The organism is Paenibacillus sp. Dod16 (genome assembly GCF_049893405.1).
Taxonomy (GTDB): domain Bacteria; phylum Bacillota; class Bacilli; order Paenibacillales; family Paenibacillaceae; genus Paenibacillus_AQ.
Genome location: NZ_JBNDYG010000004.1, coordinates 24,267 through 37,810, shown reverse-complemented (window position 1 = coordinate 37,810; position 13,544 = coordinate 24,267). Strand labels below are relative to the sequence as shown.

Here is a 13,544-nt window from a genome sequence, read left to right as displayed (position 1 = left end):
TACAGGGAACCTTATGTCCAAAAACGCGTATCTCCTGTAGATACGAGGTCTGCACCGTTTGCCAGCGCCTCATAGATATCTTCCTCGCTTCGTAAAAAACCTCCCACAATAAGCGGACAGTGAATTTCCTTCTTCAGGTCGCGGATTACGCGGGGCATGAGTCCCGGCATTAATTCCACCTCATCCGGACGGGCTTGTCCGATCATTTTCACTGCGGTTCTTAAAGCTGTCGTATCAATGGCAAACACTCGCTGTATCGAGCTAATGCCCGCTTGGCGCGAAGCCAATACCGTATTCGTCTTCGTCGTAATGATCCCGTCGATCTTGTACGAATCGGCCAAATACTGCACAGCCGAATTATCCCGGCCAATGCCGCTTACCATCTCCAGATGAACAAACACTTTTTTGCCTGAGGAGTGAAGTCGATTCACGATATCCCTGAGTTTCAAGATATCGCCTGTCATCAGGTCCACCCGTACCACCGTGCTGTTCACAGCCGCATCGATCTGTTCCAGCTTGGTAATCGAAGCGATTACGGGAAGACGCCGTGTCCTTTGTTCTGCCATGAGTGCGTGTCCCCCTTTTACCGAACACTCTTATGGTAAGGCGATAGGATCATGAGAGTATTAACGATATGTAAAATCTGTGTTAACGGCACTCATCAAGGCTTCGATACATCATGTATGCGCTTACCATTCAGATAACAGATTCTGCTATGTCCCCTGGTTTGGTGGATTCCCCCTAGACTTAGGATCATTCGGTTCAGCGAAGATCAGGATAGCGCTTTCACAATAGCTTGCCAAACTATTTAATATCTATCATAGAGGAATGATTTAGCCGTAGTCTATAGCGAAATTTGTATTATTTTGTCGAATTTAAAAGAATATCAATTCAATGTAACAAATATCATGGCAAAACACCAGATTCTATGATTGTGCAACCACTCAAAGAGCCTGCGATCACCATCTTGCAGATTCATGTGAAATTACTGCCCTTACTTGTTCCGAAGCTGCAATCGTACGTCCTTTTGGTCAACCGCACAGCTGGGGTAGATGCTCATTGGAAAACGGAATATGCTGCAGGCCGCCTTGAAAAAGCTAGGCCTGCAGCTTGCCGTGTGACTAAACCTCATCCGGTATTTAGTTACTTCAGATAATACCGCCGCCAACCTCTCTCGAAGCGTGTAATGACGGAAATCAGTATGAGAAAAGAAGTCAAAGACTCGTCGGAAAACGCGCTGTGCTCGGCGCCTCGAATGCTTATAAAACCAAGGGCCTTATTTGCTGAGAAGTTGCACAATCATCTTAAGGGTTTCTGCCCTTGATGCCGTTCTGTCCGGACGGAAGGTATCGTCGCTGTAACCGTTCAAGAAACCTAATTGGACCGCCTTCAGAATCGGCTCTCTGGACCAGTCCCGTATCTCGTTCACATCCTTAAAAGGAAGTACATCCTCGTATCCAGCCAGCGGGCCATGCACATACTCGTAAGCACGGATTATCATCGCAGCCAGCTCTGCACGGCTAATGGGACCTTGTGGATCAAAGATGCCGTCATTCCGTCCGCTGACGATGCCGGAAGAATAAGCCGCTGCCACATCGGCGGAATACCACCGGTCCCCGGGAACGTCCCTGAATTGAGGAGAGACCAGGGCGGGCTCCAGTTGAAGGGATCGAACAAGCATGGAGGTCACCTCTGCACGACTGATCGGACGCTCGGGCGCGAAGGTCGTATCCGAGGTTCCCTTCACCAAGGAAGCCGTCGCTGCCCCCTCAATATAAGGCCCTGCCCAGTGATCATCCGGCACATCCGTGAGCGTCATCTCGTATTCCAGCGCTTGATAAACAGCCTTCGCAATCTCTTGCACCACTGGATTTCCGATAGCCTGGGCTTCATCAAAACTGCTGGTCGTCGTGACTTCGGTCAGTACCGAAATCGCGATTTCCCTGCCGGGCAGTAGAAAATATCCGGCATCATGAGTCACATTGGCATTCTCCCCGGTTTTATGGGCAATCGGCGCATCGGGCAGAGCCGCACCGAACTTGGTGTCCACCTCCTGGGCTTTCATCCAGTCGATGATCTGATCACGAGAGTTATCGGACAAGAATTCGCCTGAATGAATGTTGGCAAGCAGATGGACCAAATCCTCCGCATTAATATAGTTGTCCTGCTCCGGCGTAGGGGCAGCCGCGAACATTTTGCGCCCCAGATGCATGACATCAAGGCCGAGTTCATCCATCAGAGCCTGGACCTTATCCAATCCGACCACGTCAATCAGTACGTTCGTAGCCGTATTATCCGACTGGGTGATCATCAGCCTTGCCAATCGTTCGATGGTTATATCCTGCGGAAATGTTTCCTTTTGCAAGGAGCCTGTTCCGCCAACGACATCTTCCTGCTCCACTTTTACCTTCTGTTCCAAGGTTAACCTGCCGGCGTCCACTTCCTTCATCAAAGCCGATACAAGCGCCATCTTGATGGTGCTCGCAGGCATATAGGATTGGCGAGATCCCAGGAGCAGCTCCCGGTCGCCAGGCTTACCGCTTAGATCCTTCAAGCCTACGGATACCCTAATTCCCTTGTCTTCGGCTTCTTGAATGATGGGATTTACGGCTAACGACAAGGCCGGCCATGCGTCCGCCGATACGACTTCAGCCGGCGTATCCAACAAGAAGTTATACACCGCTTTGGCCGCGCGCTGCACAACCGGGTTGCCCAGTTCCTGGGCTTTGCCCGCATCCTACGGCTTGGTGACTTTGGTTAATACCGTGACGGCAACCTCGCGTCCGGGGACGAGAAAATATCCGATGTCATGGCTGACATCGCCCAGTTCCCCCGTTTTGTGGGCAATCGGCTTGCCGGGCAGCGCTGCGCCGAATTTGGTCTTCACTTCCTGCGCCTTCATCCAGGCCAGGATCTGATCCCGCGATTGGGCGGATACGATCTCACCAGCATAAATTCTCTCCAGGAGCGTCAGCAACTCCTCCCCGTTGACATAATTATCAGCAGCAGGGGATTTTGCGGGCGTCATCATTTTCCGGCCCAGCTGCATGGTTTCAAATCCCTGTTCATCTATTAAAGCATTAATACGCTCGAACCCAAGGAGATCAATCAGGGCATTGGTTGCCGTATTATCGGATTGCGTAATCATCAGCCCCGCTAAACGCTCGATCGTGATCTCCTGAGGGAACTTTCCATCCTTGAGCGAACCGGCTCCGCCTACAACCTGCTCCGGTTTAACCTGGACGGTCTGCTCCAGCGCGTATTCCCCTGCTTCAATATCCTGCATCAGTGCTGTTACGATGGCCATTTTGATGGTGCTGGCCGCATAGTAAACATTCGATGATCCCGCCTGAATCTTCCCGCCGCCATATGTACCGCTAAGATCCTGGACTCCGACGTACAGCTCGATCCCGTCTTCCGCTGCGGCTTTCACAATGGGCCGGAGAACGGATTCCAACCGGCTCAGGTTGCCGCTTTGTTCCCCGGCTGCCCAAGCTCGGGGGACTTGCCCCAAGGAGACAAAGCAAGTCGTCGTTATTAGGATAATGGCAAGCGTGCTTTTGAAAAAAACTCCGGTTAATCTGGACATGCCGAATCACTCCTCATCGACTTAAATGTTAATTACATTCACATAAAAAACACTATATTGAGGATTATTATATATTAATGTAAATAATATTAACACTACTTAAATAAATTTAATGAAATTATATTAATAATTTCGATTTCGTGTAAGATATAATAACATATAAATCTATAAACAAACAAAACCCGAATTCCGGAAACAGAATTCGGGTCGGGAAAGATAGAGCGCTCATGGCTATTCAAATAACGGTACCTTCGGGTCCTTCCCGTTACAGTGAACCAGCATCGCATGTAGCTGCCCTCGATGGTGATACAGATGGGCGACGATTTCAAGCAGCCATTCATACCTTGAATAGGTAACGCCCCAGTAGGAAGTCATCTCTTGATGGAGCTCTTCTTCCGTCATGTCTCTGAATGCCTGCTCCAAATGTGAATAGCTGCTTAACAATTCGGCCTGTATATCTTTCAGATTATTTAACGAGACGCCCTCATAATAAGCGTCCATCTCCTCTTGTGTGGCCCCGCCCGATATGTAAAAATCAGCCCGGCAGATCACTGCAATATGCTTGAGCAGCTCTCCAACGGAATGCTTGTCTTCTGTCGGTTGAACGAGCAAATCTGATTCATCCAGCCTGTCGATAATCGCAACAACAGAGATGACAGCCACCTCGATTTGATGCAATGCATATGTACAATAGGAATTCATAGGTTCTCTCCAATCTGGTATGTATAAAACACTTATACGTTCAAACTCGCTTCATCATTATAGAACATACGTTCCTAATATTTCAACAAAAAACAACCTGACCCTAAAAAGTTAAGCGTCAGGTTGTTCCGAAGCAAATCTGGTGAAGGATCAGCCAACCAGATCAAATCCGGTTGTATTCTCAAGCACCTTCACGCCCAACGTGCTGCCGTTCGCTTCGCGTATAACCCTCACGGACAGGTGCCCGCTTCCGATCGCAATCCGTTCGGCCTTCAGTACGTTCATCCCTTCCGGAAGGAACGGGGACAACGCGATTTCCTTCTTCGCCGCATTCGGATACAATCCGAGCATGGCCTGCAGGAAGATAATCGAGGTTCCCGCCGCCCAAGCCTGCGGCGAACAGGTCGTCGGGTACGGAACAGGATGGCCCAGCTTCGCATCATGCCCGCAGAACAGCTCCGGCAGACGCTGGTACTCAAAATGAGCCGAAGCCTGCAGCAGGCCGGAAATCACCCTGTCCGCCTCGTCCTTGAAACCCTGCTTGCCGAGTCCCAGCAGGATCATCGCATTGTCATGCGGCCATACGCTGCCGTTGTGGTAACTCATCGGATAATATCCGGTGGAGTCTGTGCTCATCGTGCGGATGCCGTATCCGTTAAACATGTCGCTTCGGAGCATCCGCTCGGATTGTGACTTCGCACGACGCTCTTCCGGCAAGCCGCTCATGAGCAGATGTCCGGGATTCGAGGTCACGCTGCGTACCTGGCGTTGATCCTTATCCAAAGCGATGGCGTAACACTGCTCATCCTCCATCCAGAAGGCCGCTTCGAAGCGGACGCGAAGCTCATCGGCTTCCATTTCCAGCTTGCGGGCCAGTTCCGGCTCTCCCAGCTCCGCGAAGACGGGTACCAGCGATTGCTTCGCTTGATACACGTATCCCTGAACCTCCGACAACGCGATCGGCGATTCCGCATACTCGCCGTTCTCATGAATGATCGAGTTGGCGGAGTCCTTCCAGCCCTGGTTCGGGAAGCCCTTCTCGGCTTCCTGCTTGTAGGCCATGAAGCCCGATCCCGCTTCAAGCGCGGAGTCGATATAATCCAGTGCCCGCAGCATGTTCGGCTTGAGCTCCTCCGCAAGAGAAAGATCGCCCGTCCAGCGGTAGTACTCGCCGATCAGCGCCAGGAACAACGGCGTGGAATCGATGGTGCCGTAGTACGGCGAGAATGGGGACTGATTCGTCATGACCAGCTCTCCATAGCGAATCTCATGCATGATTTTGCCCGGCTGCTCATCCCGCCAAGGGTCCGTCTTCTCGCCTTGATAAGCCGCCAGCGTTCTCAAGGTTCCTTTGGCAAGCTCCGGGTTCACAGGAAGCATGAACAGTGCCGTGATCAAGCTGTCTCTGCCGAACGGAACCGCGAACCATGGCAGTCCGGCAACCGTTATATCGCCAAAGCCCACGTCGGTCGTCAGCATACGCAGATCCTGCAATCCTCTCTGGTACAAGCCGCTGAACAACGCGGAATCCGACTGGACCCGGGAGCTGTTCGCGTACCAAGCTTCATAGGAGGCTTCGAGTTTCTTCAGCCCTTCTTCATAGGTCAACGGCGCCGTGGCGGAAAGCTGCTCCGTCATCGGCGTGACGAAGAAGGTAATGACCTTATGCTCTTTGGCTTCCAGGGACAAAAAGAATGAAACCGTGCCGGTATCATCCGCTTTGCCGTCGTCCGCATCCCAAGCAATGCGTGTCTGCCTTCTCAGGTTGTCGGCACCGACATAGGCCAGCGTCATATCCTGATCCCCTATTTGAATTCCCTCCATCTTACCAACTTCCCCGGTACGGTATTTACGCACCAAGAACATATCCTGAAAATCGGCATCAAAGGAGACCGTGAACTCGATATTCGAATCCGTCACAAAATAATTGGTCAAAGTACAGCGCTCGTACAGGATGCCATTATAGATGAAACGCTCCCGAAGTACTTCAATCGCCCCTTCATCCTTGGCATCCTTCATGAGGCGGAAGGATGCCACATAACTCTTGTCGCCCGTAGAGGACAGGAGTGAAGGCTTCTCGCCGTCGATGAACAGCTCCATGCGGCTCAGGAAACGCGTATCCTTCGTATACAAACCATGGCCTTGATCATCCCCCAAGACGATATCTCCATTAAGCCCGGTCAGAAAGAATACATCCCCTTCTTTAATTACGCGGTAGTCCATGCTTAAATCTCCCTTCTATTCCGGTTTATTCAACGACCACAAGCTCAGCCTGCAATCCTTCTTCCGAATGCGGTCCGACCCAGACATGGAACTTTCCGGGCTCGACCGTAAACGCAAGCCTCTCATCCAGGAGCCCCAGCTCCTCACGCCCCAGCGTAAAATGCACCGTCCGGCTTTCGCCCGGCTGCAGCTGTACCTTGCGGAATCCCTTCAACTCTTTGACCGGCCGGGTTGAGCTTGCCACCAAGTCGCGGATGTAGAGCTGCGCGGTTTCCTCGCCGGCTCTGGAGCCGGTATTCGTTATGCTCACGGATACATGCACGGTCTCGTCCCGGCCGATTTGTTGGCGATCCAGCTGTAAATCCGTGTATTCAAACGTTGTATAACTGAGGCCGTACCCGAAGGGGTACAGCGGAGAATCGTCGCAATCGATATAATCTTCGTATAAATGAGGACGCCCGGTATTCTTCCGGTTGTAATACATCGGAATTTGACCGGTAGCACGCGGAACGGTAACCGGCAGGCGACCGCTTGGATTATAATCGCCGGTCAGCATGTCCGCAAGCGCAAGACCAGTGGTGGTTCCCAGATGCCAAGCCTCAACTACGGCATCCGCATGTTCATGCAGCCATGGAGTGGCAAGCGGACGTCCGTTCATCAGCACGACGACGATCGGTGTGTCGGTCTGACGCTTCAGCTCCTGAATCAGACGCTCCTGGCAGGGCGGAAGCGTAATGGAGGTCACATTGTAATGCTCGCCGGTCATCGCTTCGGATTCGCCCACAACGACCACGGCGACATCGCACTGTCTGGCAAGCTTCACAGCCCGCTCGACTCCGCCATCCAGCTCCTCCAGAATGCCGCTGCCTTGCTCATAGAACACCTCGGCTTTGGGTGCGATTTCCATTTGGAAAGCATCCCATACCGTGACAACGTCCTCCTCACGGCCTTTCCATGCCCAGCACCCCATCGAATTGTGGCGGTCATCCGCCAGCGGCCCGATCAGCGCCAGCTTCTTGTGCTTACCTGTATCCAGCGGCAAAACTCCGCTGTTGTTCTGCAGGAGCACGATCGATTTCCGGGCGCTGTCCCTGGCCTGGGCCAGATGCGCCGCTGGAATGGCTCGCCCTTTTAGCGAATCACCCGCTTCTTCGGCTTCTTCGCTTACATACGGGTTCTCGAACAATCCGAGGCGGATTTTCACCCGTAATATGCGGAGAACCGCATCATCCAACAGCTTAAGCAGCTCAGGGTGATCCTGGATCTGCGCCTCCAGATGATCGAGATAGACGCCGGAATGCATGTCCATATCGACGCCGGCGTTCAATCCCTTCAGCGCGGAATCCTTCCGGTCTTCCGCATAGCCATGGTAGATCAGCTCTTCGATCGACTCCCAGTCGCTGACTACCATACCCTCAAAGCCCCATTCCTGCTTCAATATATCCCGCAGCAGATAGCGGCTTCCGGAAGCCGGAACGCCGTTCAATTCGGTGAAAGCACTCATCACGGACAGAGCTCCTACCCGAATCCCGTGCTCAAACGGCGGCAGCACGGTTTCCCGCAGCGTCCGCTCCGACATGTCCGTCGTGTCGTAGTCCCGGCCGCCTTCAATCCAGCCATAGCCCGCAAAATGCTTCACGCATGCCGCTACCGTCGGGCAGCCCTCCTCATTCGGACTTTGAAATCCTCTGACCTTCGCGGCAGCGGCCAGAGAAGAGAGATAAGCATCCTCCCCGGTGCTTTCCGCGATACGGCCCCACCGGGGGTCCCGCGTAATGTCCACCATCGGGGCGAAGGTCCAGCGAATGCCTTCCGCTGCCGCCTCTACTGCCGCAATGCGGGCGTTCTTCTCCATCCCTTCGAGATCCCAGCTGGCGGCCTCGCCGAGCGGAATCGGAAAGATGGTACGAAAACCGTGAATGACGTCATCCCCGATGAGAAGGGGAATCCCCAGCCTCGTTTCCTCCACGGCCAGCCGCTGCAGCTCATTGATCTTTTGCGGACCATGCACATTCAGCAGCGACCCGATCTTGCCTTCGGCAACCAGCTTCAGTTCCCGTTCCTCGCACCGGCCGTACTGCACCGTCTGGCCGATCTTCTCGGCCAAGGTCATCTGCGCGAGCAGATCCTTCGCACGCTGTTCCACGTTATCCATGTTTAATCCCTCCCGATGCTTCTATATCAACCTTTGACGCCGGCGTTCGAAATTCCCTCGATATATTGGCGCTGGAACAGGAAGAAGAACAGGATGATCGGCAGCGTGGACAACACGACCCCGGCCATAATCATCGGCGTATTCTCGAAGAACATATCCTTCACGCTGTTTAGGCCCACTACCAGCACATACATTTCCGGCGTATTCGCAAGCGTGCTCGGAACAAGATAACTGTTCCAGGTTCCGGCAAAAGCAAGAATCGACATCGTAATCAGCGATGAACGGGCCAGCGGATACACGATCCGCCAGAAAGCCCCCATCTTCGTCAGGCCATCCATCCGTGCAGCTTCCAGGAACTCGTTCGGCACCGAGATGAAGAACTGGCGGAGCATGAAGATGTACAGACCTTGATACAGGAATGGAACCGTCAATCCCCAGAACGTGTTCAGCCATCCGAGCTGCGCCACGTTCACGTATACCGGGATCAGGATCATATGGTAAGGCACCATCATGGTGGCCACGACGATCCAGTATATCAGTCCTTTTCCCTTGAAATTCAGCTTGGCCAGCGCAAAGCCGGCCATCGGGTTAATGATCAGGTTCCCGATGACAACGACACCGGTCATGATTACGGTGTTCAAGAACCATCTCGGCACGTTGTACGCATCGTTCGTGAAGAAGATTTTGAAGTTCTCGAACGTCCAGTTGGCCGGCGACGTCAGGGTATTGACATGGCGCATCGGGATGACGGACGTATAGATGGTATAGAGAAATGGAAGGGCGAATAAGAGCCCCAGGATAATCGTGCCGATGTACAGAAACGGCCGACCGTTATTCGTACGGGTCAACATTACTCTCACTCCTTCTCATCCAGGAATTTTTTTTGCAGGTACGTAATCAGCATGATGATCATGAAGAACAGCACCACCGCCGCGCTTCCGTATCCAATGTTCATGTAACGGATCCCGTGCTGGTAGAAATACGTAACCACCGTACTGGTAGCGCCCGCTGGCGAACCGAGTGCACCATAACGTGAAATCGCCGCAATCTGATCATAGATCTGGAAGCCGGCAATCGTCGATACCGACACGATAAAGAACGAGATCGGCTTCAGGAACGGAACCGTGATGTAGCGGAATTTGTTCCACTTGGACGCTCCGTCAATCTCGCCAGCTTCATACAGATCCTTCGGAATTTCCTGCAGGCCCGACAAGTACACAATCATGGTGAAGCCGGCTTGCTGGAAGATAAACAGGATACATACGAATAAGAGCGCATAGTTGGTATCCGCGAACCATGTCACATTCCCGAAGCCCAAAGCTCCGAAAAATTTCGTCAGGAAGGTACCCTGCTTGAAGAGCATCATGAACACGGTCGTGATCGCGATTTGCGAAGTGATATACGGAATGAAGAATACCGTCCGGAATATCCCCTTGCCCTTCAGCTTCTGATTGACCAGGATCGCCAAGAGCAGACCCAGAAGGGTCTGAACCGGAATGGAGATGACCACGATTTCCAGGGAGTGAAGCAGCGCCCGGAAGAATTCTTTATCTTGCAAAATGGTGACATAATTTTCTAAGCCGATGAATTTCGCCTGGTCCAAGGCAGCGAAATTCGCATCCTGAAAACTTCTTACGAAAGACTGAATGAATGGATATAGAAACCACCATGCCCACAAAATCAAAAAGGGCAGCGTAAACAACCAGCCCAGCGTCTTGTCGGAGTCTGCCAACGAACGGAACCAGGATTGCCTGATCTTGTTCCCTTTCATATCAGCGTGCTTGCTGCTGTAATTGGACATAAGTTATCCCCCGCTTCCAAACTTAAATTGGATGGATCATGAACAAAGGCTCCCGCTCCCCTGAGAACAAGGAGCGGGAGCGGGCGTTGCCTCTTTCTTATTTGAACTGACCTTGAATGTCATCGAGAATTTGCTGAGCCGTTTTACCGGAGCCGCCAAGAATCAAGCCTTCCAATTCTTTAACGAGTTCATCCGTGAAACGCTTGGTGTCCGTCGGATAACCATAGTCCGTGCTGTACTCCAGCGCAGGCTGCAGCGCCTTGAATTCAGGGTTCTTCTCGAAATACTGCTCGGACAATGAGGCTACCGCCGGGTTAAAGCCAAGCTCCATGAATGCGGTTTGCGTGTCGTCATTTGTCATGTAATAAGCAGCTTTTAGCGCAGCTTCCTTGTTCTTCGCGTCTTTCAGTACCATGTAAGCGTCAGAGCTCATAGTGCTTCCGTTGGTTGTGCCTTTCGGAACCGGAATAGCTACCATCTTGAGATCCGGATTGGCGTCCTTCAGGTAACCTTTGTACCAGTAACCACCTGTACTCATAGCGCCCTGCTCGTTGCTGAATACTTCGCCGTCCCAGCCAAAGCCGAGTGATTTAGGAGTTACAGCCAGTCCCTGGTCATACATATCGATGATCATTTCCAGCGCTTTTACGTTCTCTGGCGAGTTGATGGTCTCACCGTTGCCCCAGCCGCCGCCGAAGCTCTTCACGTAGTTCGTTATATGGAAGGCATCCAGATTCACGATGATGCCCTTCACATCGCCTTTGTTTAGTACTTTCGCTGCTTCAATCACTTCATCCCAAGTGGTTGGGTACTCGCCGAGGCCAGCATCCTTCCACATTTGCTCGTTGATGAAAAACATCGCCGGCATATCGCTGTTCGGTACGCCGTATTGCTTGCCATCCACGTTCCAGATGTTCTTCGATGTGTCCGGGAAACGGCTCATGTCCACGCCCGTCGCTTGAACCAGGTCATCAATCGGCGAGAACAATCCCTTGTTGATGTATTCGTAAGCACCTTCGTTGGACATTTTAATGAAATCCGGCGCTACGCCGGCAGCGATTTCACCCGGAAGCGTGTTCCAGAATTGCTCACTGCTTGGATATTGTTTAATTTTTAGTTCGATATCAGGATACTGCTCAGAGATGGTGTCCGCGGCTTTCTGATAAATCTCCAAATCCTGTGCCGTACCCCAGAATCCGAAATTCACCGTTACTTTTTCCGTTGCGTCTCCAGCCCCGTTATCTGTATTGTCAGCGCTTTTATTGCCGCCGCAAGCGGTTAAACCAACAACAAGAGCCAGGCACAACACCAGCATGGCCGAAAACTTCTTGTTCAATTTACCCATGATGCTACCCCCCACGTTTCTTTTCGTTTTACCTTACACCTTCATGATAAAGAGCCGAGACATTAAAAAAAATTAATCAAATGATGATTAATTTTTTAAAATTGACTATTTTTTTATCCATATCTTGCACGGCAAAATTGTTTTTATGAAATATTATACTTTCTTTTCGAATATCACACTTCTTCTTTCCTGTACTGTTTAGGAGAAAAGCCCGTGTATTTTTGAAATACAATCGCAAAATGGGCCTGATTATTGAATCCTACCATCTCGGCAACATCATAAATTTTGTAGCGGTAGTCCTTGAGGAGCACCTTCGCCTTCTCGATCCGAAGCTCGTTAATATAATCGAACAGGCCCTGACCGACCTCTTGCTTAAACAATCGGCTCACATAATTCGGACTGACGTGGAACAAATCCCCAAATAATTTCAAGGAGAGGCTCTCCGGGTAGTGCTCCTCCGTATATTCCATAATATTGCGCGTGAGCTGGCTGTATCCCTTATGTTCCAGATGGTAGCGATTCTTAAACCGCTCCTCGAACAAGGCACGGTACGCAGCCGACAGCTGCTGAAAATCATGAATCTCCTCAAAAGCCGCTGCATCTTCTTGAACGGCACTGCCCGGCGTACCGCTGCTTTCCCCGATCATAAACAGCAGGCCTTCGTATACCTTACGGACATCCTTCTCTTCCATACATTCTTCCTGCTCCAGAAACTTCTCCCACTTGGACAGCAGCTCCATGAACCTGTCGTTCGAGTCCTCCCTGAGCGCAGACTTCATCTGGCTTAAATAGGCATCCGCCTGTTTATAGACACTCTCACTCTTCTGCTTCAGATGCTGATAATAAAAGATCGACGTATCCGGGTGGTAAAATTGATGGGCTAACGCGGTTCCTGCTTGCTCATAGCCCTTCCGAATGCCGCCGAAATCGGCAAACCAGTCGCTGATGCCCAGCACGATGTCGATGTTTACAAAACGCTTGAGCGCGGAGCTGATCATCTGCACCATTTTATTGACACGTGTCAACGAAGCCAGCAGGCTCTTCAACTCGCTATTGCTGATGAATACGGCGCTGCACTGCTCGTCCAGCTGAAGATATTCAACTTCCTTCTCCGTCGACAGAATCTCGCTGACCACGTTCTGAACCGTATTCGGCAGGATCGATTCAGTTTCTTTGGCATACCTTTGAATGACCGTGTGATAATTCCTGATTTTGAAAAGAACGACGTACATATTGCCCTCTTTAAGTCTCGTTTCGTGCAGGTCATGATCGTGGCCGTGGAGAGCGTCATATAATATCTGCTCCTTCCGGTTGCCCACTGCACCTGCCCCCGTCTGAGCCGGAGTCCCGCGGCTTCCAAACTGCTCCCGGACGCTTTTCAGCATCGCGGTCAGCTCGCGTTCATTCATGTCGGGTTTGTGAAAATAATCGAACGCCCCCAGCTTCAAGGCTTCCTTTACGTACGTCATATCATCGAAGCTGCTCAGCACAATGGCCTGAACGGGAAGCTGCCGGTCCTTAATCGCCCGGAGTACCTCGATTCCGTCCATCTTCGGCATTTTGATATCCAGCAGCACCACGTCCGGCTCGGTTGCCGTTATCATGCGGAGCGCTTCTTCACCGTCACCCGCTTCACCGACAATGTCCACGCCCTGGGCTTCCCAGTCAATCGCCGATTTGATCCCGATCCGAACGAGCGGCTCGTCATCTACTATAAGTATTCGCATTT

At 51.8% G+C, this 13,544-nt stretch carries 10 protein-coding genes; all 10 read right to left on the bottom strand.

Translation table 11 applies throughout. The features are described 5' to 3' along the window. Window positions 1-11: 11 nt before the first annotated feature. The 10 genes from ACPV3A_RS04110 to ACPV3A_RS04065 all read right to left on the bottom strand — a co-directional run bounded on the left by ACPV3A_RS04110 (window position 12) and on the right by ACPV3A_RS04065 (window position 13,542). A complete protein-coding gene (locus tag ACPV3A_RS04110) occupies window positions 12-566 on the bottom strand; it encodes a glycerol-3-phosphate responsive antiterminator (protein WP_426198259.1) in 555 nt (184 codons plus the stop codon). 710 nt (window positions 567-1,276) lie between these two features. Next, entirely contained in the window at window positions 1,277-2,701 is a 1,425-nt protein-coding gene (locus ACPV3A_RS04105; RefSeq protein WP_426198258.1) for a serine hydrolase, read from the bottom strand. Window positions 2,702-2,737: 36 nt separating this feature from the next. Next, window positions 2,738-3,589, bottom strand: coding sequence for a serine hydrolase (locus ACPV3A_RS04100; RefSeq protein WP_426198257.1), 852 nt, complete (start codon window positions 3,587-3,589; stop codon window positions 2,738-2,740). Between the two features lie 231 nt (window positions 3,590-3,820). Beyond that, the gene (locus tag ACPV3A_RS04095; protein ID WP_426198256.1) at window positions 3,821-4,291 is read right to left on the bottom strand and encodes a DinB family protein; all 471 of its coding nucleotides are present in this window, start codon (window positions 4,289-4,291) and stop codon (window positions 3,821-3,823) included. Between the two features lie 150 nt (window positions 4,292-4,441). After that, on the bottom strand, window positions 4,442-6,514 hold the full coding sequence (locus tag ACPV3A_RS04090; protein ID WP_426198255.1) for a glycogen debranching N-terminal domain-containing protein: 2,073 nt from the start codon (window positions 6,512-6,514) through the stop codon (window positions 4,442-4,444). A gap of 25 nt (window positions 6,515-6,539) precedes the next feature. Then, a complete protein-coding gene (bglX, locus tag ACPV3A_RS04085; protein ID WP_426198254.1) occupies window positions 6,540-8,669 on the bottom strand; it encodes a beta-glucosidase BglX in 2,130 nt (709 codons plus the stop codon). A gap of 26 nt (window positions 8,670-8,695) precedes the next feature. Next, window positions 8,696-9,520, bottom strand: a complete 825-nt coding sequence (locus ACPV3A_RS04080) for a carbohydrate ABC transporter permease (RefSeq protein ID WP_426198253.1) — start codon at window positions 9,518-9,520, stop codon at window positions 8,696-8,698. Between the two features lie 5 nt (window positions 9,521-9,525). Then, complete coding sequence (locus ACPV3A_RS04075) at window positions 9,526-10,470, bottom strand: carbohydrate ABC transporter permease (RefSeq protein WP_426198252.1); 945 nt, start codon at window positions 10,468-10,470, stop codon at window positions 9,526-9,528. 97 nt (window positions 10,471-10,567) lie between these two features. Beyond that, window positions 10,568-11,815, bottom strand: a complete 1,248-nt coding sequence (locus ACPV3A_RS04070) for an ABC transporter substrate-binding protein (protein ID WP_426198251.1) — start codon at window positions 11,813-11,815, stop codon at window positions 10,568-10,570. Between the two features lie 173 nt (window positions 11,816-11,988). Beyond that, window positions 11,989-13,542: a response regulator transcription factor gene (locus tag ACPV3A_RS04065; RefSeq protein WP_426198250.1), complete on the bottom strand. Its 1,554-nt coding sequence runs from the start codon at window positions 13,540-13,542 to the stop codon at window positions 11,989-11,991. Window positions 13,543-13,544: the final 2 nt, after the last annotated feature.

Excerpts from the sequence above, each read along its gene's own strand:
- ACPV3A_RS04110 (WP_426198259.1), bottom strand. The coding sequence starts at position 566 with ATGGCAGAACAAAGGACACGGCGTCTTCCCGTAATCGCTTCGATTACC.
- ACPV3A_RS04100 (WP_426198257.1), bottom strand. The coding sequence starts at position 3,589 with ATGTCCAGATTAACCGGAGTTTTTTTCAAAAGCACGCTTGCCATTATC.
- ACPV3A_RS04095 (WP_426198256.1), bottom strand. The coding sequence starts at position 4,291 with ATGAATTCCTATTGTACATATGCATTGCATCAAATCGAGGTGGCTGTC.
- ACPV3A_RS04090 (WP_426198255.1), bottom strand. The coding sequence starts at position 6,514 with ATGGACTACCGCGTAATTAAAGAAGGGGATGTATTCTTTCTGACCGGG.
- bglX (WP_426198254.1), bottom strand. The coding sequence starts at position 8,669 with ATGGATAACGTGGAACAGCGTGCGAAGGATCTGCTCGCGCAGATGACC.
- ACPV3A_RS04080 (WP_426198253.1), bottom strand. The coding sequence starts at position 9,520 with ATGTTGACCCGTACGAATAACGGTCGGCCGTTTCTGTACATCGGCACG.
- ACPV3A_RS04075 (WP_426198252.1), bottom strand. The coding sequence starts at position 10,470 with ATGTCCAATTACAGCAGCAAGCACGCTGATATGAAAGGGAACAAGATC.
- ACPV3A_RS04070 (WP_426198251.1), bottom strand. The coding sequence starts at position 11,815 with ATGGGTAAATTGAACAAGAAGTTTTCGGCCATGCTGGTGTTGTGCCTG.
- ACPV3A_RS04065 (WP_426198250.1), bottom strand. The coding sequence starts at position 13,542 with ATGCGAATACTTATAGTAGATGACGAGCCGCTCGTTCGGATCGGGATC.